Below are 19,527 nucleotides of genomic sequence, written 5' to 3'. Positions count from 1 at the left end.
GCAGTCGTGGGTCCGGGCGCCGGGGCCGCTCCCGCGGGTGCGGGAACGGACCCGGTCCCGTTCAGGGTGAATCCGGTCGGTGAGCCCGGATCACAGGGGCGGGTGGGCGTTCGCCATCAGCTCCTCGAACTGGGCCTGGAACCAGTGGCCCGAGATCGGAGCGTCCGGCAGCGCGCCCGACATGTTGTTCTGGTTGCGCGGGTTGCCCTCGTAGGTGGGGTCGCACATCCGGTCGAAGCCCTTGCCCTCGTCGTTCGGGATCTCCTCGCTGGAGCCGTCCGACTCCCCCGGGGGCTTGATCCACGCGTAGGCGTCGATGTTCGGCGCCGGGGACGCGGTCGGGCGCTCGCCGAGGCCCGCACCACTCTGGTTGCACCAGTTGCCGAGGTGGATGCGGCGGTCGTAGCGGCCACCGTCGACGTACTCGTCGGCGCTGGTCTCAGGACCGGGGCCGGTGGGACGGTCCGCGCCGCCCCAGCCGTTGCGCGAGGTGTCGATGATGACACCGAGGCCGTCGGGGAAGCCGGCCGCGGGGGCCGCCACCGTGGCGAAGTCCTGGGCGAAGGACTGCTCGTCGACGTAGTTGTTCCAGTCGATCCAGGAGCTTTCCCCGCGGATCGGCTGGCCGCCGATCGTGTCGCCGATGGCGAAGTTGTCCTCCACCGTCGCGCTGTAGTTCGCCGTGTTGGCGGCGAAACCGGCCACGTCCTCGGGGGTGGCACCCTCGGCGTTGGCGGCCTCGAACAGCAGGTCCGCGCTCGCCTGGAAGTTGTCCTCCCAGCCGATCCAGCCGTGGTGGCCGATGTCGATGTAGTTGTAGACGTTCTCGTTGTCGCCCAGGGTGGCGATGTTGTAGCCGACACCCTTGACGTAGTTGCCGTTGGCCAGCATCTCGTCGCACTCGGGCGTCGCGGTCTCGCGGCTGCCGACGTTGGTGACCAGGTTCGGCAGCGAGTCGATCTCCACGATGTTGATGATGCGGAGGTCGGCGTACGCCGGGTCCGACACGATCTCGTTGATCGGGTCGATGAACTCGGTCTTGTAGACGTCGATCTCTTCCGGGCCCAGCTCGCCGTTGGAGGCGAGCGCGGCGCAGTCACGGCCCGGCAGGTTGTAGGTGACGATCTGGATGGCGTCATAGCCACCGGCCACCGCGTTGTCCAGGTGCTCGCGCAGCCCGGTGCTGTTGCCGGCCGAGCCGCCCGTGATCGCGGCCCTGCTGTCGAGCCAGACGGCGGTCGGCGTGTCGGCGATGGCCGAGCCGCCACCCTCGGTGGCCGCGGCGGACCAGTCCGGGTTCACGTACATCGACGCGCCCTCGTAGGGGTTGTCGACCCGGGCCAGCGTGTCTGCGTCCTCGCCCGCCGTGGCGGTGCTCAGGGTGCTCACCGTCAGAGCGGCGGCCCCGACCAGGGCACCCGCGATGGTGACGGATCGCCGGCGTAGCCGGCGATGTGGGGGGTTGGTGCGGCTCATTAGTTCTGATCCTCCGGATGGTTGCGTACGGCCGATGCCGAACGGCGTTGGCTGCCCGAGCGGCGGATGGACGACCGCTGTGGCGACCGCGGGCCGCCGCCGAGGCATCTCACGACCCGTCGCACACCCACACGTGCCCGTTCCCCGCACGTGGCGGGGGCGGGGAGACGGCGAGAAGGGGGGCTCGCCGGCCGGGGCGCCGAACCGGCCCCGGCTGTGGGCACATGGGAACTCACCGTTGATCGTTCGCAGGGGATCGACCGGGAGGTTGTGGGGGTGGTGGTGGGGGTTGTGGGGGTGTTCATGCTCGGAGCGGCTCCGCTTCGTCACGACGCGCCGTCCTCGGCGCCCGACAGTTTGGGACCGCTCCCACTGGTTGAAGGGACCGTAGGCCACAAGTCCCCTTCTCGCCAAGGGGTCGTTCGAGAAATTACCGCTGACCTGCCGTGCAACAGCCGAATTAGTCCGGGGGGTTGACGTGTGCAGTCCATTGCCCAAAGCTTGGGAGCGCTCCCACTGGTCTCAGCTCCTCAACCCCCACGAGCCGCGAGGAGGATGCCATGCCGATCCGTCGTGGATCAGACATCGGTAGCCCGGCCAGAACCAGATCCCGAAAGAAGTCCCGGCGTCTCTGGATCGCCGGGGCCATCGCCCTGTCCCTGCCACTGGGACTGACGGCAGCCGCGCAGGGCAACGCCAGCTCGCCGTTCGGAGACGAGCCGGAACTGCTCCAGTACGAGGAGCAGTTCCTCACCCTCTACGAAACGATCAAGGACCCGGCCAACGGGTACTTCTCGGACGAGGGCATCCCCTACCACTCCGTCGAGACGCTGATCGTCGAGGCGCCGGACCACGGCCACCAGACGACCTCCGAGGCGTACTCGTACCTGATCTGGCTGGAAGCGCAGTACGGCCAGGTCACCGGCGACTGGCAGCCGTTCAACGACGCCTGGGTGCTGATGGAGGAGTGGATGATCCCCTCCGCCGACGAGCAGCCCACCAGCAGCTTCTACGACCCGTCCTCGCCCGCGACCTACGCGCCCGAGTCCACCGACCCGGCCGACTACCCGGCCCAGATGGACCCCGATGTGCCCGTCGGGCAGGACCCGCTGGCCGATGAACTCTCGTCCACGTACGGCACGGACGACGTGTACGGCATGCACTGGCTCCAGGACGTCGACGACACCTACGGCTACGGCTCCGCCTGCGGCGGAACGGCCGGCGACCCGACGTTCATCAACACCTTCCAGCGCGGGCCGCAGGAATCCACCTGGGAGACCGTCACCCACCCCTCGTGTGACGACTTCTCCTTCGGCGGCGAGAACGGCTACCTCGACCTGTTCACCGGGGACGCCTCGTACGCGCAGCAGTGGCGCTACACCAACGCGCCGGACGCGGACGCCCGCGCCGTGCAGGCCGCCTACTGGGCCAACCAGTGGGCGTCGGAGCAGGGCAACGCGGCCGCGGTGGCCGGCACGGTCGAGAAGGCCGCGCAGATGGGCGACTACCTGCGCTACTCGATGTACGACAAGTACTTCAAGGAGATCGGCGACTGCGTCGGCCCGTCCGAGTGCGCCGCCGGTTCCGGCAAGAGCAGCAACCACCAGCTGATGTCCTGGTACTACGCGTGGGGCGGCGCGCTCGACACGTCCGCCGGCTGGTCCTGGCGCATCGGCTCCAGCTATGCGCACTTCGGCTACCAGAACCCGATGGCCGCGTACGTGCTGTCGAACGACGAGGCCCTGATCCCGCAGTCGCCCAGCGCGGGCGAGGACTGGGGCAACAGCCTCGACCGGATGATCGAGTTCTACACCTGGCTCCAGTCGGCCGAGGGCGGCATCGCCGGTGGCGCGACCAACAGCTGGGAAGGCCACTACGGCACCCCGCCGGCCGGCACCCCGACGTTCTACGGCATGTACTACGACGAGAAGCCCGTCTACCACGACCCGCCGTCGAACCGCTGGTTCGGCATGCAGGCCTGGTCCATGCAGCGGCTCGCCGAGTACTACTACGTCAGCGGTGACGAGCGCGTCGGCCCGGTGCTCGACAAGTGGGCCGACTGGGTCGTCGGCGAGGTCACCATCGGCGAGGGCGGGGACTTCCAGATCCCGGCCGAGCTGGAGTGGAGCGGCGCCCCCGACACGTGGGACCCGGCGAACCCGGGCGACAACGCCGGCCTGCACGTCGAGGTGACCGCGTACAGCCAGGACGTCGGCGTCACCGGCTCGCTCGCCAACGCCCTGTCCTTCTACGCGGCCGCCAGCGGCGACACCGCGGCGCAGGAGACGGCGTCCGGCCTGCTGGACGCGCTGCTCGCCAACCAGGACGCGCAGGGCATCGCGGTGCCCGAGACCCGCGGCGACTACAGCCGCTTCGGGGACGAGGTCTACATCCCCGAGGGCTGGAGCGGCACGATGCCCAACGGCGACGTGATCGAGCCCGGTTCGACCTTCTCCTCCATCCGTTCCTTCTACCAGGAGGACGAGAACTGGCCGCAGGTCGAGGCCTACCTCAACGGCGGCGACGCGCCGACGTTCGAATACCACCGGTTCTGGGCACAGGCGGACATCGCCATCGCCCTGGCCACCTACACCCAGCTCTTCGGCGCTGAGGAGTAGGCACGCGGCGGAAGGGCGTTGAGGTCCGCCCCGCCCGCCACCCACCGAGGGCCCCGGTCCCACCGCCTGCCGGGGCCCTCGGTCATGCCCGCGACCGGAACGGGCCGTTGCCGGGCCGCTCCGTTGCCGGGCCGCCGGGCCGCCGGAGGAATGCGGCGAGCACGGCCGTGAGCTCCGCGGGCGCGTCTTCCTGAACGAGGTGGCCCGCACCGGCGATCGGTTCGAGTCGCGCGCCCGGGATGCGGTCGGCCAGCTCCCGCCCCTTCGCCGCGGGAATCCAGGTGTCGTCCTGGCCCCAGCACACCAAGGCCGGAACGGCGATCTCGCCGTACCGGTCCTGCACCTCGTCGGTGTGGAGCTGGTCGGCCTGGGCGATCTGCCGGTAGAAGGCCGCCTGGCCGGGATCACCCAGCCAGGGCCGGACGAGCTGGTCGAGGACGGCGGGGTGCAGGCCGGGGCTGCTGGCCGAGCCGACGTACTCGCGCACCAGCGCACGGTGCAGCGCGGGCGGCAGTTGCTCGAAGACCTCCGCGTGCTCGCCGACGAGCCGGAAGAACGGGGAGCCCCACGGCGCCAGCGCGACCGGGTCGACCAGGGCGAGCGCGCGGTAGCGGGCGCCGTGCAGCAGGTGTGCCCGCAGGGCGACGGCGCCGCCGAAGTCGTGGGCGACGACCAGCGGTTCCGGCAGGTCCCAGTGCGCCAGGAGTTCGGTGAAGACCCGGCCCTGGGCGGCCAGGGAAACGTCCTGCCCGGCGGACTTCGCCGATGCCCCGTAACCGGGCATGTCCCACACGTACACCTGGTGACGCCGGGCGAGTGCGCGGGCGACGGCGCGCCAGACATAGGAGGAGAAGGGCGTGCCGTGCAGGAGGACGACCGGGTCCTGTCCCGGTGGTCCGAGGCTGTCCCAGCGCACGGCGCCGGAGGTGCTGCGGAAGGTCCGGGTCAGCCGCCATGCGCTCATCGGTTCGCGGTTCCTCTCGATGGTCTCCGGCCGCCGGGCCGACGGCTCCGGCCCGCATCGTAGATCCGTCCGGCGCCCGGTACCTTGCGGCCGGGCGTGGCCCCGGGAGAGAACGGTCCGCCGCCCCGGACGGCGGGACGAGGGCGGTGCCGGCCGCCCCGGCGGCTGCTTCTGCGGAGCCGAGCGCTTCCGCCACCGCGCCCGGACCGGCCGCGATACGACAATGGCCCGTGAGGTGACGTGCGTTGACTGCGAACCGGTGCACGCGGCCGACCGCCGCACTAGGATCGGCTGCGTGAGGTGATCCTCCCGGCGGCGCGCGCGGCGCCGCACACGAGGCCGAAGCCGCCGCCGTTCACCGGGCCGCGGCCGCACGTCGATCCCGGGAGCACCCGACCATGACCTCAGCATCAGCACCTGTCCTGGGCCGCCGCGACGTCGCCGCGGCCCTCGCGAGCCATTGGCACCTGCGCGGCGCAGATGTCACGCCGCTGCCCGGCGGCATGAACTCCGCCACCTGGGACGTCCGTCGCGGCACCGTCCGCCGGGTGGCCAAGGCGGTGCCGTGCGGCGGCGCGGCCGAGGAGCAGTTCCGTCGCGGGCTGCGCCTGGCCGCCCGCGTCGAGGCCGCCGGCATTCCGGCCGGCGCGCCCGTGCCGACCGCCCGCGGGCGGCTGACCGCGGTGACCGGCGGTCACGTGCTGGCGCTGCTGAGCCGCGTCGAGGGCAGGGAGCTGGACGGCGCCGACGAGAGCGACACCGTGCACCTGGGCACCACGCTCGCCCGCGTCCACCGCGTCCTCGGCACCGGCCCGGTCGAACCGGCCACCGCCCGCGCCTCGTTCGACCTCTCGGCCGACGGCTGGGACGCCGCGTTCGCCGCGCGCCCGTGGATTCTTCCCGCGGTCACGGAGGTCGCCGAACGGCTGCGCCGGCTGCGCCCGGAGACGCTGACGTGGGGCCCGTCCCACGGGGACCCCGCGCCGGAGCACTTCCGGCTCGGTCCGGCCACCGGCCGGTGCGGCCTGATCGACTGGGGCGCCGCGGGCTTCCGGCCCCGGCTGTACGACGTGGCCACGGCCGTGCTGGACGCCGGCGGCCCCGACCGCGCCCGCCCTCTGCTGCGCGCCTACCTGCACCACGACGCGCTGCCCCCGGGCGAGGCCGAACGGGCGCTGCTGCCGCTGCTGGACTTCCGTTACGCGATCAACGCCGTGTACTACGCGGACCACCTCGCGCGCGGGCGCACGGACGATGCCGGGGACGCGGCCCACGCCGAGGCCGAACTGGCCCGGGCCCGCGCCTGGTTGAGCGGCCGCTGAGCCCGCCGCGGGACGCGGGTGCCGGGGCGCGCGTTCAGCGGCAGTCGGCCCGGCACCCGCTCGACCGTGGGCAGCACGGTGCGGCCGGCCTCCGGCGGGTCGCCGCGCGCCGCCACGGAGCAGACGACGATGCGCGCGTCGCGGCCCTCCGCGGCCCACTTCTCCCGGGCCGCTCGCTCGGTCAGCCCTTCGTCATGGACCTCCCGCCCCAGCGCCTCGGCGAGGACGCGCGCCTTGTCCGGTTCGGTGAGCGCCACCGGCTCGGGCAGTACGCAGGTCTGCCGGTAGTGGCCGGGCGCGGCCACCGCTCCGACATCCCGCTTGTGGACGATGGCCGATCGCGCCACCGAGAACGGCTCCCGCATCACGCCCTCCTGCCGGATGCCGGATGCCGGGCGCCCGGCCCAGCGCGTTCGGCATGAACTCCACCGGCTCGGGCGCGGTTTTCAGCGGGAGACAGTCCGCGCCACGGTCTCCGGCCCGGTCGGATCGCCGGCTGTTGCCGTTCCTGCTCCTCCGGTGGCCGGTCCGGTGTCCGTAAGGAGCAAGGAGGAGCAACGGGGTGGGGATGTTGACGGCCAAGCTCATGAATCGGCGGCGGTGCGCGCACCCGGGGGCTCCGCGGTCGTTTCTCCTGTGGGCATGTCCACACTCCGCACTCTGCCGTGCGCGGGTCCGCCCGCGCGGAAGGAACCTCCCGTGAGAACGACGCTCCGTTCGGCCCTCCTCGCGCCCGCGCTGTCCCTGCTCACCGCCGTCACCGTGCTCGCTCCCGTCCCGGTCGCCGCTGCCGCCGGGGACGAGCCGCGCGTCGATGTCGCCCTGGAGTGGTACGACGTCACCGCCGAGACGTTGACGGCCCCCGGCCTGCTCCAAGTGGTCAACAACCGTGGCTGGTCCATCGGATGGACGGCCGCCACCCGTGCCCTGCACACCACCCCCACGGCGGGCTCGCCGGACACCTACCGGCAGGCCGCTCTGGCCGGCGCCGTTCACGCGTCCCTGCGCGAACTGGCCCCCGACCGGGCCGAAGCGCTCGACGCCGCCCTCGAACGCACCCTCCGCCAGCTCCCCGACGGACCGGCCGAGGACGGCGGCCTCGCGGCCGGCCGCGATGAGGCCGCCGCGATGCTGGACGAGCGGCGGGACGACGGCCTCGACCCGTCCTCGATCAATCCGCCGTTCCCCGCCCCGCCGCCGGCCCCCGGCGTCTGGCAGCCCACGCCGCCCGACTACCTGACGGGCTCGCTGTCCGGCCTGCGCCACGCCCGCCCGTTCCTGCTGGACGCCGCCGACCAGTTCCGGCCGCCGCCCCCGCCCGCCCTCGGCTCGCCGCGCTACCGGGCCGACCTGGCCGAGGTCCGCGACTACGGCTCGGCCGACAGCACGGTGCGCACGCCGCTACAGACCGAGACCGCGGCGTTCTGGTACGGCTCGGCGTACGCCATGCACATCGAGCCGCTGCGTGTCGCACTGGAGCGCCTCGACGCGCCGCTCGCGGAACGCGCCGCGCTGGTGGCCCTCCACCACGTGGCGCTCGTCGACGCGCAGATCGCCACCTCGGACGCCAAGTACCACTACCTGACCTGGCGGCCGGTGACCGCGCTGCGGGCCGGTGGCGACACCGACTGGACGCCGCTGCACGTCACTCCGGCCGGCCCCGACTACACCAGCGGGCACAGCGGTTACACGAGCACGGCCGACCGCGTCCTGACCGCCCTCACCGGCCCCCGCACCGCGCCGTTCGAGCTGACCAGCCCCACGGCGCCGGGGGTCACCCGTACGTATACGGCGTGGCGGCAGCTCACGCGGGAGGTCGTCGACGCCCGGGTCTGGTCCGGCATCCACACCAGAACGGCCGACGAAGCGGGCGCGCGCCTCGGCCGCGACATCGCGGACCACACGCTGCGGCACGCCGGGGAGTTGTTCCGCCGCCCCTGACCCCGGTCCCGCGCGGCCCGCGCCGCGCGGCCTCCTCCGAGGGCCGAGGCGGCGGTGCCGGATATCGCAGTTCAGGCGGCGGTGGCTGTCCGGGACATGCCCCGGACAGCCACCGTGCTGACACCCGGACGCCCCGACCGGCACAGTGCACCGGGGCGAGACCTCGCCCTCACCATCCGACCGGACGGAATCATCCACGCAGCGTCCACTCGCGAGTGCGGCCGTCATCATCGCCACCGCCGGAACCGGACTCGTCACCACCGCGACGGGGGCGTCCGCGACACCCGACTCGGAAGCGGTTTCCAGCATGACCCACGTGAACGGCACCCCGGACGTCCCGAGCGCGGCGGCGGTCTGGTCGGTCCACGGCAGGTACTCGACCATGAGCGAGTGCCGGGACATAGCCATTCAAGGCGATGTCTTCGGTCGGTGGTCGGACTGGGAGTGCGTAGACAACCTGCCGATCGACGTGCAGCTCCGGGTGGTCTGCTCCTGACCGTTCGGGTGGCTCCCGGCCGGCGCTCGGCGCACCTCCGCCGCCGGCCTCGACCGCATGACGTGCGGGGCGGGCACCCACGAACGTCCCGTCCACCGGTTCCCGTCCGGTGGGCGGGGCGTTCGTGGCGTCGGGCGGCCGACGGAGGACTCCGGCCGAGGACGGCGGCTCAGCCTCCTTCGGATTCCCGGCGCAGGGTGGCGGCGATGCGGGTGAGCGCGATCCCCAGGTGGCGGCGCTGAGCGGCGCTGAGCGGGTCGAACACGAGGCGCTTCACCTGTGCGACGTGTTCCGGTGCGCTCTCGACGAGTTTCTGCCGGCCGGCGTCGGTCAAGGTGGCGAGCGTGTACCGGCCGTCGCCGGGGTCGGGTCGGCGGGTGACCCAGTCGCGGGTCTCGAAGCGGTCCATCACCTTCGACAGGCGGGGCTGGGCGCTGTCGCAGACCCGGGCCAGGTCGCTGAGCCGCATCGTGGCATCGTCGGCCATGGACAGCCGGGCCAGGACTCCGTACTCGAAGTTGGAGATACCGGCGTCTCGTTGTAGCTGGCGGTCGAGGGCCGCCGGGAGCGCGATGACGACCGTGAGGAGCGCCTGCCACAGGTCCTGCTGGTCGTCGTCGAGCCAGGGCGACTGAGTGTCCATGCACCCCATCATACTTGCCCGGGCAACTCGCGTCACTTGCCTGGGCAAGTCTTGATGGGCTACGTTGTGGCTTGCCTGGGCAAGTAAAGATACTTTCCTTGGCAAGTGAAGGAGTTGATCTCGATGACCGCCACGGGCAGCCTGGCCTCCCCCTTCCCACCGCGCACACCGGCCGCGGCCTACGACGATCTCCTGGCCCGGGTCCTGCCGCAGGCGCGCGAACGGCGGGTGTGGAGCCCCGCCGACGGCCCTCTGCCCAGCCTCTTCGTCAGCCACGGAGCCCCGTTCACCCTCGACGATCCGCAGTGGCTCGGCGACCTCTTCGACTGGGCCGGGTCGATGCCCAAACCCCGGGCGGTCGTCGTCGTCTCGGCCCATTGGGAACGGGCACCGGTCGCGATATCAGGAGCCGCGGCCGGCACCCCGCTCCACTACGACTTCAGCGGCTTCCACCCCCGCTACGAAACCCTTCCCTACGTGACCCCGGACGCCACCGACCTGGCTCGGCGACTCACCGGCCTGCTGGGCAGGACGCCGGTGCACGAGTTCGCCGACCGCGGGCTCGACCACGGCGCCTTCATCCCGCTCATGGCCATGTATCCCGCGGCCGACGTCCCGGTCGTGCAGGTGTCGATGCCCAGCCTCGACCCCGGCGCGCTGCTCGAACTCGGGGCGCGCCTGCGGCCCCTGCGCGAAGAGGGCGTGCTCGTTCTCGGCTCGGGCTTCATGACGCACAGCTTCGCCGTCTTCCACCGCCCGGAGCTCGCCGCCGACACCACGGCCTTCGACGAATGGGCCGTCGACGCCCTCGCCCGGGGCGACGCCGACGCCCTCACCGACTACCGCAACAAGGCGCCGGGCGCCGCGGTCGCCCATCCGACGGCCGACCACTTCGTCCCGCTTCTGCTCACCGTCGGCGCCGCCGACGACCCCGGCAGCGCCGTGAGCGCCATCGACCGCATGGTGATGGGCAATTCCATCCGGTCGGTGCAGCTGGCCTGAGCGCCGCGACGCGCTCCACCTTCCCGCGTGATCGCCTCATCCCTTGGCGACGACATCGATACCCCCTGGAGGAGAGTGCCATGAAGGCCATACGTTTCCACGAGTTCGGCAGCAGCGACGTGCTGCGCCACGAGGACGTCGAGCGTCCGGTCCCCGGCGCCGGACAGGTGCTGGTGCGGGTGGCGGCCACGTCGTTCAACCCGGTCGACGACCACATCCGCGCCGGGGCCCTGGCCGAGATGATCCCGATGGCTCTCCCGTACGTGCCGGGGATCGACCTGGCGGGCACCGTCGCCGAACTCGGCGCCGACGTGACCGGCCTGGAGGTCGGCGACCGGGTCGTGGCGATGCTGCCCCTCGACTCCGCCGGAGGCGCCGCCGAGTACGTGCTCGTCCCGGCCGAGTCCCTGGCCCCGGCGCCTCGGACGACCGAACTGGCCGATGCCGCGGCGCTGCCGCTGTCCGGCCTGGCGGCCTGGCAGACGGCGTTCGAACTCGCCGAGCTGAAGCCCGGTCAGACCGTCCTGGTGAACGGGGCGGGGGGCGCGGTGGGCAGCCTCGTCGTGCAGCTCGCCGTCGACGCGGGGGCGCACGTGACCGCGGTGGACGCGCCGCGGCACGCCGACCGCCTTCGGGGCTACGGCGCGGACCGGGTCCTGGCCCCCCTCGACCTCGTCGCGGGCCCGGCCGCCGTGGGCGGTCCGTTCCAGGTCGTGGTGAACCATGTGCGCCTCTCCCCGGACGGGCTCGCGCAGCTGACGGACTACGTCGCCGACGGCGGGGTCGCGGCCAGCAGCGCGGGGCCGGTGCCCGAGGACCCCGCCCGGGGGGTGCGCAGCGCGAACCTGTGGGTCCGCGGCGACGGGGCCCAGCTGGCCGAGCTGGTCACCAAGGTGGACGCGGGCAAGGTCCGGCTCCACGTCGCCGCCCGCCGCCCGGTGGCCGAGCTGCCCGCCGTGCACGAGGACGCCGGCGCCGGGCGGCTGCCCGGCAAGACGGTCCTGCTCGTCTCCTGATCACGCCTGACCGTAACCGTCCTGGCTCGGTGACGCACGGTGCTGACCGCCGGGGACGCTTCGCACGATGTCGTTCTCCTCCTCGGCCCGCTCCACCACCTGAGCGACGCCGCCGACCGCCGTCGCGCGCTCCGCGAGGCGTACCGCGTGCTCCGACCCGGCGGACTCTTCGCCGCGGCAGGCATCAACCGCTACGCCTCGCTGTTCGAGCACACCGCGTCCGCCCATCTCCACAAGCCGTCGGTGCGGGACAGCATCGCCGGCATTCTGGCCAGCCGCATACACGACGGGAAGAAGGTATTCACCGCGGCGTACTCCCACAGCGCCGAGGAACTGCGCAACGAAGTACGCGAGGCCGGCTTCGCCGATGCCCAGGTGTTCGGCGTCGAGGGCCCGGCATGGGCCATGCTCAAAGCCACGGAGCAGCACACCGGCGAACCGTCACGGATCCCGACCTCTTCGCGTCGGCACTCGCAGCGGCACGGATGGCCGAGCCGTACCCCGAACTGCTGGCGGCCAGCTCCCACCTCCCGAGCGTCGCCGGACGCGAGCCCTGACGGCGGTCCGTGGCGGGCCGCGATGGGGCGGGGCGGCGGCTGGACGGGGCTCAGCTGCACCACCACAGGAAGCAGTCCTCGTCCTCCTCTTCCTCCTCCGTCGGCGTCGGTGACGGGGAGTCGGGCGGCTCCGGGTCCGTGGGGGAGGCGGTGTCCTCGGGGTCCGAGGGGGGTGCGGTCGGGGTGCCGGGCGGCTCGGTGGTCTGGACGGCGCCGTCCTCCTCGACGGGCGGCGGCGCGTCCGAGGGTTCCTCCGTGCCGGACGTCTCCTCGTCGCCGGGGGTTTCCGCCGGGGTGGTGGCGGGCTCCCCGGTGGGGGAGGGGGGCGGCGTGCCGGAGGGGTCGCCGGTTTCCTCCGTCTCGCCGGTTTCCACCGGTGCGGGGGAGTCCGCGGCCGCCGTATCGCGGTCGTCGTCCGAGGAGTCGGATGCGGGGGCGACCACGTCCCCGACTTCGGCGACCGCGACGCCGAGCACGACGATGCCGAGCAGCGCCGCGGCCAGGTATCTGCGGCCGGTTCTGCGGCTTGCCGCATGCCGCTTCGCGGCTCGGCCGCCGCCCGCGGGCGGCACGGGCAGCGCGGCCGTGCCGCCATCGTCCACGGGCGTGCGCCCGGTCTCCGGCTCCGGCTCCCGCTCCGCCGTCGTGTCCGCGTCCGGCGGTGGCGGCTCGGCGGAGCGGCGTGCGCGGGCCGGCTCCTTGGCGTCCCACCCGGTCAGCTCCCCGCAACCCGGGCATATGAGCGCGCCGTTGAGATGCCGGCGGCAGGTCTCGCAGTAGTCCACGGCTTCCCCGTTTCGTGCGATGGACCAGTGGGGTGGCGAACACCTTAGCGGCGCTTGTGATGTGGCATGGCTGTGCCCCCGGAGCGCCGGGCACTCCGGGGGCACGGCGTGGGCACCGTTCCTTTACTGCTCCTTTTTAAGGCCCGTCCGCATCCGCCGCTTCCCTACTCGAAGAGGTTGGCGTACGTTGCGGCGGCGATGGCGATGTCCGCCTGCGCCCAGAACCGGTGGTACTCGAACGTCGGTGCCTCGCCGCCGTTCAAGTAGTCCTCGACCGCGGGCCATGACGGGTCGTCGTGGTAGAAGGTGCGGATCGACTCGAAGGTCGCGCCCGGCTCGATCACGTCGCCGTTCGGCATCGTGCCGCTCCAGCCCGGCGGTATGTAGATCTCCTGCTCGAACCGCGAGAAGTCGGAACGCGTCTCCGGCGTCGCGATGCCCACCGGGTCGAGGTGCGCCCACAGCGCGTCGAGCAGCCCGGCCGCGGCGTTCTGTGCCGCGGTGTCGCCGCTGGCGGCCGCGTAGTAGGACAGGGCGTTGGCGAGCGAGCCGGTGACGCCGACGTCCTGGCTGTGGGCGGTGACCTCGACGTGCAGGCCGGCGTTGTCGCCCGGGTTCGCCGCGTTCCAGGTGTCGGGGGCCCCGCTCCACGCCAGCGTGGCCGGGATCTGGAAGTCGCCGTCCTCACCGATGGTGACCTCGCTCAGGACCCAGTCGACCCACTTGTCCAGGACCTCGCCCGCGTCGGCGTCCTCCGTGGCGTAGTAGTACTCGGCGAGCCGCTGCATGGACCAGGCCTGCATGCCGAACCACTGGTTCGACGGCGGGTCGTGGTAGACGGGCTTCTCGTCGTAGTACATGCCGTAGAACGTCGGGGTGCCGGCCGGCGGGGTGCCGTAGTCGCCTTCCCAGCTGTTGGTCGCGCCACCGGCGATGCCGCCCTCGTCGGACTGGAGCCACCGGTAGAACTCGACCTGCCTCTCCAGGCTCGTCGCCCAGTCGTCGCCCGCGGTCGGCGAGTCGGGCACCAGGTCGGCATCGCTGCTCAGCGCCCAGGCGGCCATCGGGTTCTGGTAGCCGAAGTGCGCGTAGCTGGAGCCGATGCGCCAGGCCCAGCCCGCCGAGGAGTCGAGCGCACCGCCCCAGGCGTAGTACCAGGAGAGCAGGTAGTGCGCGCTGTTCTTGCCGGTGCCGGCCGGGCAGGAGGTGGCGCCTACGCAGTCGCCGATCTCCTTGAAGTACTTGTCGTACATGGCGTAGCGCAGGTAGTCGCCCATCTGCGCGGCCTTGTCGACCGTACCGGCGACGGCCGAGCCGTTGCCCTGCTCCGTCGCCCACTGGTTGGCCCAGTAGGCGGCCTGCACGGCACGGGCGTCCGCGTCCGGCGCGTTGGTGTAGCGCCACTGCTCGGCGTAGGAGGCGTCCCCGGTGAACAGGTCGAGGTAGCCGTTCTCGCCGCCGTAGGTGAAGTCATCGCACGATGGCTGGGGAACGGTCTCCCACACCGACTCCTGCGGCCCGCGCTGGAAGGTGTTGATGAACGTCGGGTCACCGGCCGTTCCGCCGCAGGCGTCGCCGTAGCCGTAGGTGTCGTCGACGTCCTGGAGCCAGTGCATGCCGTAGATCTCGTCCGTGCCGTACGTGGAGGAGAGTTCACCGGCCAGCGGGTCCTGACCGACGTCGACGGTGCCGTCCAGCTCGGCCGGGTAGTCGGCCGGGTCGGTGGACTCGGGCGCGTAGGTCGCGGGCGAGGACGGGTCGTAGAAGCTGTTGGTGGGCTGCTCGTCGGCGGAGGGGATCATCCACTCCTCCATGACCTCCCACGCGTCGTTGAACGGCCCCCAGTCCTCGGTGATCCGCCCGTACTGCGCCTCCAGCCAGATGAGGTAGGAGTACGCCTCGGACGTGGTCTCGTGTCCGTGGTCCGGCGCCTCGACGATCAGCGTCTCGACCGCGTGGTAGGGCACGCCCTCGGGCGAGAAGTACCCGTTGGCCGGGTCCTTGAGCTGCCCGTACAGGTCGAGGAAGCGCTGCTCGTTCTCGGTGTCGCCGCTGCCGCCCAGCTGCGTGACGGTGACGGTGGCCGGTTCGTGGCCCGGCGCGGTCGCGGTGAACGTGGCGGAGCCGCTGCCCGTGGTGCCCGCGGCGACGGTGATCGGCTGCGTGGTGTTCCAGTTGGCCGGGGTGAACGTGCGGGTCGCCGGTCCTGTGACGGACAGGTCGGTGTTGCCGCCGGTGCGGGCGACGCTCACCGTGACTTCTGCATCGGGCTCGGCGTTCAGGCGCAGGCCGAACGTGCCGCTGCCGCCGGGCTGGAGCGCGAGCGAGGTCGGGGTGGCGACGACGGCGGGCTCCTCGACCGGCTCCTCGCCGCATACCGTCCCGTTGACGGAGAAGCTGGTCGGTGCCGTGTTGGTGCCCGTATAGGTGAAGTTGGCGCCGGAGCTGACGGAGCCGCCGGCCGGGATGGTCGCGTTGTAGCTCTCGTTGGTGACGGTGATGGTCTGTCCCGACTGCGACCACCGGCCGTTCCAGCCCTGGGCGAGGCGCTGGTTGCCCGCGTAGGAGTAGGTGAGCGTCCAGCCGTCGAGCGCGGCGGTGCCCTCGTTGTTGACGGTGACTGCGGCCGTGAAGCCCGAGCCCCAGTCGTTGGCGCTGTAGTCGACGCTGCACGTCGGGTCGGCGGCCTGTGCGCTGCTGCCGCCGAGGCCGGAGGTCAGTGTCAGCGGCAGCGCGAGGGCCACGCCCGCGGCAATGCGGGCGCGGCGGATGGTGCGCTTGCGTCTGACGCCCCACGGGGGTGACGTTCCGGCTGGTGATCCTCTGCGAACCCGCATGTGAGCGGTCCCTCCTTGCGGCTCGTTCGGGGTGAGGGGGGTGCGGAGTGCATCCGCCCTGTGGTCGCGAAGTGAACAGCCAGTGGGAGCGCTCCCAAGAATGTGACTAAGTCGCGTACGCGTCAAGACCTTTGACGCAGGCTCGTGTCTTGACCGCGCATACCTTGACTTTGCTGGGGACTCTCGTCGCTTTACCGACACATTTCTTGAACAGAACTCTGGCGGACAGGGGTGGTTGGCGCTACCTTCCCTTCAACCAGTGGGAGCGCTTCCAAGAGTCGGACGCCATGTTTGGCGTCGTTCGGGTCGTACGGGCGCCCGCCGTCACGGCATCGGGCCCGGCAACCACCGAAAGGATTCACATGAGCCGCACCAACCCCCCACCGAAGCGCAGACGCCGCGCGCTGTTCACCGCCGGGGTGCTCGCCGCCACGGCGCTGGGCACCGGGGGCATGATGCAGGGCACCGCTTCGGCCGCCGACTTCGCCTGCGAGGTCGACTACTCCGCCAACGACTGGGGCTCGGGTTTCACCGCCGACCTGAGTATCACCAACACGGGCTCCACCGCGACCACCGGCTGGACGCTCAGCTACTCCTACGCCGGCAACCAGCGCCTGTCGCAGGGCTGGAACGGCCAGTGGTCGCAGTCCGGGCAGACCATCACGGTCAGCGACACCGGCTGGAACGGCGCCATCGCCCCGAACGCCACCGTCAGCACCGGGGCCAACTTCACGTACTCGGGCACCAACGCGGCGCCGACCGGCTTCTCCGTCAACGGCATCGCCTGCGGCGATGACGGCGGCCCGGGCCCCGGCCCTGGGCCCGACCCGGAGCCGCCGGGTGACCGCGTGGACAATCCGTACGAGGGTGCGGGCGTCTACGTCAACCCCGACTGGGCGGCCAACGCCCGTGCCGACGGCGGCGCCGCCATCGCCGACGAGCCCACCGCCGTCTGGCTCGACCGCCGCGCCGCGATCACCGGCGGCTCGGCCGGCAACAGCACCGGCCTGCGCGAGCACCTGGACAACGCCCTGGTCCAGGCGCAGGACCACGAGAACTTCGTCTTCCAGGTCGTCGTCTACAACCTGCCGGGGCGCGACTGCGCCGCGCTCGCCTCGAACGGCGAGCTGGCCGCGGACCAGATCGACGTGTACAAGGAGGAGTTCATCGATCCGATCGCCGACATCCTCGGCGACCCGGCCTACGCCGACCTGCGGATCGTCACGATCATCGAGATCGACTCGCTGCCCAACCTCATCACCAACGTCAGCCCGCGCGCGACCAGCACGCCGCAGTGTGACGAGATGCTGGCCAACGGCAACTACCAGGAGGGCGTCTCCTACGCCCTCTCCACACTCGGGGCCATCCCGAACGTCTACAACTACGTGGACGCCGGCCACTACGGCTGGATCGGCTGGGACGACAACTTCACCGCCTCCGCCGAGCTGTTCCACGAGACCGCCACGATGAACGGCGCGTCGGTGGACGACGTGGCGGGCTTCATCGTCAACACCGCCAACTACGGCCCGTCCGTCGAGCCGTACTTCAGCATCGACGACAGCGTCGGCGGGACGTCGGTGCGGCAGTCGGAGTGGGTGGACTGGAACCGTTACGTGGACAACCAGTCGTTCGCGCTCGGCTTCCGCGAGGAGTTGGTCAGCCAGGGCTTCAACTCCGAGATCGGCATGCTGATCGACACCTCCCGCAACGGCTGGGGCGGCCCCGACCGGCCCACCGGTCCCGGCCCGATGACGGACGTGGACGCCTACGTCGAGGGCAGCCGCGTCGACGGCCGCTTCCAGACCGGCAACTGGTGCAACCAGAGTGGTGCGGGCCTCGGCGAGCGCCCGACCGCGTCCCCGGTGCCCAACATCGACGCCTACGCGTGGATCAAGCCCCCGGGGGAGTCGGACGGCTCCAGCGAGGAGATCCCGAACGACGAGGGCAAGGGTTTCGACGGGATGTGCGACCCGGCCTACGAGGGCAACCCGCGCAACAACCACAACATGTCGGGTGCGCTGCCGGACGCCCCGCTCTCCGGCCACTGGTTCTCCGCCCAGTTCCAGGAGCTGCTGGCCAACGCCTACCCGCCCCTGTAAACCGCTGAGCACCACGGCACCACCGAGCTGAATCCCCGCACCGGGGCCCCGGGACCACCGGGGCCCCGGTGTGCCGCGTGCGCTGCGTGTACCACGTGTGCCGCCCGCGCAGCGGGGCTGCTTGCCGGGTGCGAGGGCGCGGATTACGGTCCGAGGGTAACGGAGAATCCTCCGTTTCTTATCGTACCGGTCGTCGGCCGGTCGTCGGACGAGACGGAAAGACCATGACCGCTGCCCCGCTCATCACCACCCCCTTCACCGCCGAGTCCACCGCCGCCGAGGTCATCTCCGGCATCGACCTCTCCGGCCGCCGCGCCGTCGTGACCGGCGGCGCCTCCGGCATCGGCATCGAGACCGCCCGCGCGTTCGCGGGCGCGGGCGCGCAGGTGACGCTCGCCGTCCGCAATATCGAGGCGGGCCGGAACACCGCCGCCGACATCATGGAGACCACCGGCAACCGGCAGCTGGCCGTCGCCTCCCTCGACCTGACCGACCAGGAGTCCGTCGCCGCGTTCGTCGACCTGTGGGACGGGCCGCTGCACATCCTCGTCAACAACGCGGGTGTGATGGCCGCCCCCGAGACGCGCACGCCCGAGGGCTGGGAGCTCCAGTTCGCCACCAACCACCTCGGTCACTTCGCGCTGGCGACCGGGCTGCACCGGGCGCTCGCCGCGGCGGGCGGGGCACGCGTGGTTTCCGTCAGCTCCAGCGCCCACCTGCGGTCGCCGGTCGTTTTCGAGGACATCCACTTCCGCGCGCGCCCGTACGACCCGTGGCTGGCGTACGGTCAGTCGAAGACGGCCAACGTGCTGTTCGCCGTCGAGGCGTCAAGGCGCTGGGCGGGCGACGCGATCACCGTCAACGCGCTGAATCCGGGCGGCATCAGGACCAACCTCCAGCGGCACATCACGGACGAGGAACTGGAGCGGATGCGCCGCGCCGCGGGCCCCGGCGCCGCGTGGAAGACACCGGAGCAGGGCGCCGCCACCTCCGTGCTGGTGGCGACCTCCCCGCTGCTGGAAGACGCCGGCGGCCGGTACTTCGAGGACTGCAACGAAGCCGGCCCCAACGAACCGGGCACCAACAGCGGCGTCGCACGCTACGCACTCGACCCGCAGGCCGCGGCACTGCTGTGGCAGGTGTCGCTGGAGACACTCGCGGAGTGAGGCCCGGACGCCGCCGGGGAGTTGGGAGTCCGCGGCGGCGCGCTCTCACGTTCCGGTGCCCTGGTAGTGGCGTAGTTGCGTGCGCCAGAGCCGGTGCGCCGCCGCGGCGATCAGCGGTCCGGCCAGTGGAGCGCCATACGCGAGCCACGGCGTGACGTGCAGCCCGCCGGTGTGCCCGATGAGCACCCCGGTGGGCAGGTAGGCCACGAACGCGAGCGGCAGCACGAAGGTGAGGGCCGGCCGGGTGGCCGAGGGGAATATCTTCATGGGGTAGGTGCCGAACCCGTTCATGATGTCGTCGAGGAACATCCGCAGCGCCCCGGTGGACAGCATGCGGAACGAGAAGGTGGCGACGGCGAGTTGACAGCCGCCCTCCACCAGCGCCCCGCCCACGACGGCCAGCAGCAGCACCAGCGCCCCAGCGAAGAACCGCGCGGTGTGCTCGTAGATCATGAAGATGCCGGTGACCTCGGTCGTCCGGAAGCTCACCATGCCGACGATCACCGCGGCAGCGGGCAGTGAGCAGAACGACGCGGCGCCCGGCAACCCGATTACGTGCCAGGGGGCGGCCGGGGTGTCACTGGTGGGCACTACTCTTGGGGCGC

At 71.8% G+C, this 19,527-nt stretch carries 15 protein-coding genes and 1 pseudogene; 9 read left to right on the top strand and 7 right to left on the bottom strand.

Going from position 1 to position 19,527, the window contains the following annotated elements; all coding sequences use genetic code 11:
* Positions 1-90: 90 nt before the first annotated feature.
* Positions 91-1,476 carry a glycoside hydrolase family 6 protein gene (locus STBA_RS10815; RefSeq protein ID WP_077059046.1) on the bottom strand — a complete coding sequence of 462 codons (1,386 nt, stop codon included), beginning with the start codon at positions 1,474-1,476 and terminating at the stop codon, positions 91-93.
* Between the two features lie 560 nt (positions 1,477-2,036).
* Here STBA_RS10815 and STBA_RS10810 point away from each other — a divergent pair.
* Positions 2,037-4,094, top strand: a complete 2,058-nt coding sequence (locus STBA_RS10810; protein ID WP_077059045.1) for a glycoside hydrolase family 48 protein — start codon at positions 2,037-2,039, stop codon at positions 4,092-4,094.
* A gap of 82 nt (positions 4,095-4,176) precedes the next feature.
* Here STBA_RS10810 and STBA_RS10805 read toward each other — a convergent pair whose 3' ends face one another.
* A complete protein-coding gene (locus tag STBA_RS10805; protein WP_077059044.1) occupies positions 4,177-5,058 on the bottom strand; it encodes an alpha/beta hydrolase in 882 nt (293 codons plus the stop codon).
* Positions 5,059-5,456: 398 nt separating this feature from the next.
* Between STBA_RS10805 and STBA_RS10800 the strand changes: the two genes are divergently transcribed.
* The gene (locus STBA_RS10800) at positions 5,457-6,380 is read left to right on the top strand and encodes a phosphotransferase (protein WP_077059043.1); all 924 of its coding nucleotides are present in this window, start codon (positions 5,457-5,459) and stop codon (positions 6,378-6,380) included.
* Here STBA_RS10800 and STBA_RS36370 read toward each other — a convergent pair.
* Positions 6,278-6,745, bottom strand: coding sequence for a hypothetical protein (locus STBA_RS36370; RefSeq protein ID WP_077059042.1), 468 nt, complete (start codon positions 6,743-6,745; stop codon positions 6,278-6,280). The genes STBA_RS10800 and STBA_RS36370 overlap by 103 nt on opposite strands.
* A gap of 334 nt (positions 6,746-7,079) precedes the next feature.
* On the opposite strand from STBA_RS36370, the gene STBA_RS10790 reads away from it, so the two are divergent.
* Together STBA_RS10790 and STBA_RS10785 are read left to right on the top strand one after the other, a co-directional pair.
* Entirely contained in the window at positions 7,080-8,321 is a 1,242-nt protein-coding gene (locus STBA_RS10790) for a vanadium-dependent haloperoxidase (RefSeq protein WP_253194638.1), read from the top strand.
* 307 nt (positions 8,322-8,628) lie between these two features.
* Positions 8,629-8,817 carry a hypothetical protein gene (locus STBA_RS10785; RefSeq protein WP_077059041.1) on the top strand — a complete coding sequence of 63 codons (189 nt, stop codon included), beginning with the start codon at positions 8,629-8,631 and terminating at the stop codon, positions 8,815-8,817.
* 169 nt (positions 8,818-8,986) lie between these two features.
* Here the strand turns inward: STBA_RS10785 and STBA_RS10780 are convergent, their stop codons facing one another.
* The gene (locus tag STBA_RS10780) at positions 8,987-9,460 is read right to left on the bottom strand and encodes a MarR family transcriptional regulator (protein WP_077059040.1); all 474 of its coding nucleotides are present in this window, start codon (positions 9,458-9,460) and stop codon (positions 8,987-8,989) included.
* 123 nt (positions 9,461-9,583) lie between these two features.
* Between STBA_RS10780 and STBA_RS10775 the strand changes: the two genes are divergently transcribed.
* The 3 genes and pseudogenes from STBA_RS10775 to STBA_RS39255 all read left to right on the top strand — a co-directional run.
* Positions 9,584-10,462, top strand: a complete 879-nt coding sequence (locus tag STBA_RS10775; protein WP_077059039.1) for a class III extradiol ring-cleavage dioxygenase — start codon at positions 9,584-9,586, stop codon at positions 10,460-10,462.
* 80 nt (positions 10,463-10,542) lie between these two features.
* Positions 10,543-11,478 (top strand): NADP-dependent oxidoreductase, encoded by a 936-nt coding sequence (locus tag STBA_RS10770; protein ID WP_077059038.1) that lies wholly within the window; start codon positions 10,543-10,545, stop codon positions 11,476-11,478.
* A 42-nt stretch (positions 11,479-11,520) separates the two neighbouring features.
* Positions 11,521-12,035 (top strand): annotated as a pseudogene (locus tag STBA_RS39255) (class I SAM-dependent methyltransferase); the annotation flags it as partial.
* Positions 12,036-12,085: 50 nt separating this feature from the next.
* On the opposite strand, the gene STBA_RS38265 reads toward STBA_RS39255, so the two are convergent.
* Positions 12,086-12,820, bottom strand: a complete 735-nt coding sequence (locus STBA_RS38265; protein WP_077059037.1) for a hypothetical protein — start codon at positions 12,818-12,820, stop codon at positions 12,086-12,088.
* A gap of 164 nt (positions 12,821-12,984) precedes the next feature.
* Positions 12,985-15,657: a glycoside hydrolase family 48 protein gene (locus STBA_RS10755; protein WP_077059036.1), complete on the bottom strand. Its 2,673-nt coding sequence runs from the start codon at positions 15,655-15,657 to the stop codon at positions 12,985-12,987.
* A 362-nt stretch (positions 15,658-16,019) separates the two neighbouring features.
* Between STBA_RS10755 and STBA_RS10750 the strand changes: the two genes are divergently transcribed.
* Together STBA_RS10750 and STBA_RS10745 are read left to right on the top strand one after the other, a co-directional pair.
* Positions 16,020-17,756: a glycoside hydrolase family 6 protein gene (locus tag STBA_RS10750; protein WP_077059035.1), complete on the top strand. Its 1,737-nt coding sequence runs from the start codon at positions 16,020-16,022 to the stop codon at positions 17,754-17,756.
* Between the two features lie 224 nt (positions 17,757-17,980).
* Positions 17,981-18,922: an SDR family NAD(P)-dependent oxidoreductase gene (locus STBA_RS10745; RefSeq protein WP_077059034.1), complete on the top strand. Its 942-nt coding sequence runs from the start codon at positions 17,981-17,983 to the stop codon at positions 18,920-18,922.
* 45 nt (positions 18,923-18,967) lie between these two features.
* Here STBA_RS10745 and STBA_RS10740 read toward each other — a convergent pair whose 3' ends face one another.
* On the bottom strand, positions 18,968-19,513 hold the full coding sequence (locus STBA_RS10740) for an ABC-2 family transporter protein (RefSeq protein WP_143659468.1): 546 nt from the start codon (positions 19,511-19,513) through the stop codon (positions 18,968-18,970).
* Positions 19,514-19,527: the final 14 nt, after the last annotated feature.

The organism is Streptomyces sp. MP131-18 (genome assembly GCF_001984575.1).
Taxonomy (GTDB): Bacteria; Actinomycetota; Actinomycetes; order Streptomycetales; family Streptomycetaceae; genus Streptomyces; species Streptomyces johnsoniae.
The sequence above is the reverse complement of the archived record's forward strand: the minus strand, read 5'-3'. Positions and strand labels throughout refer to the sequence as shown.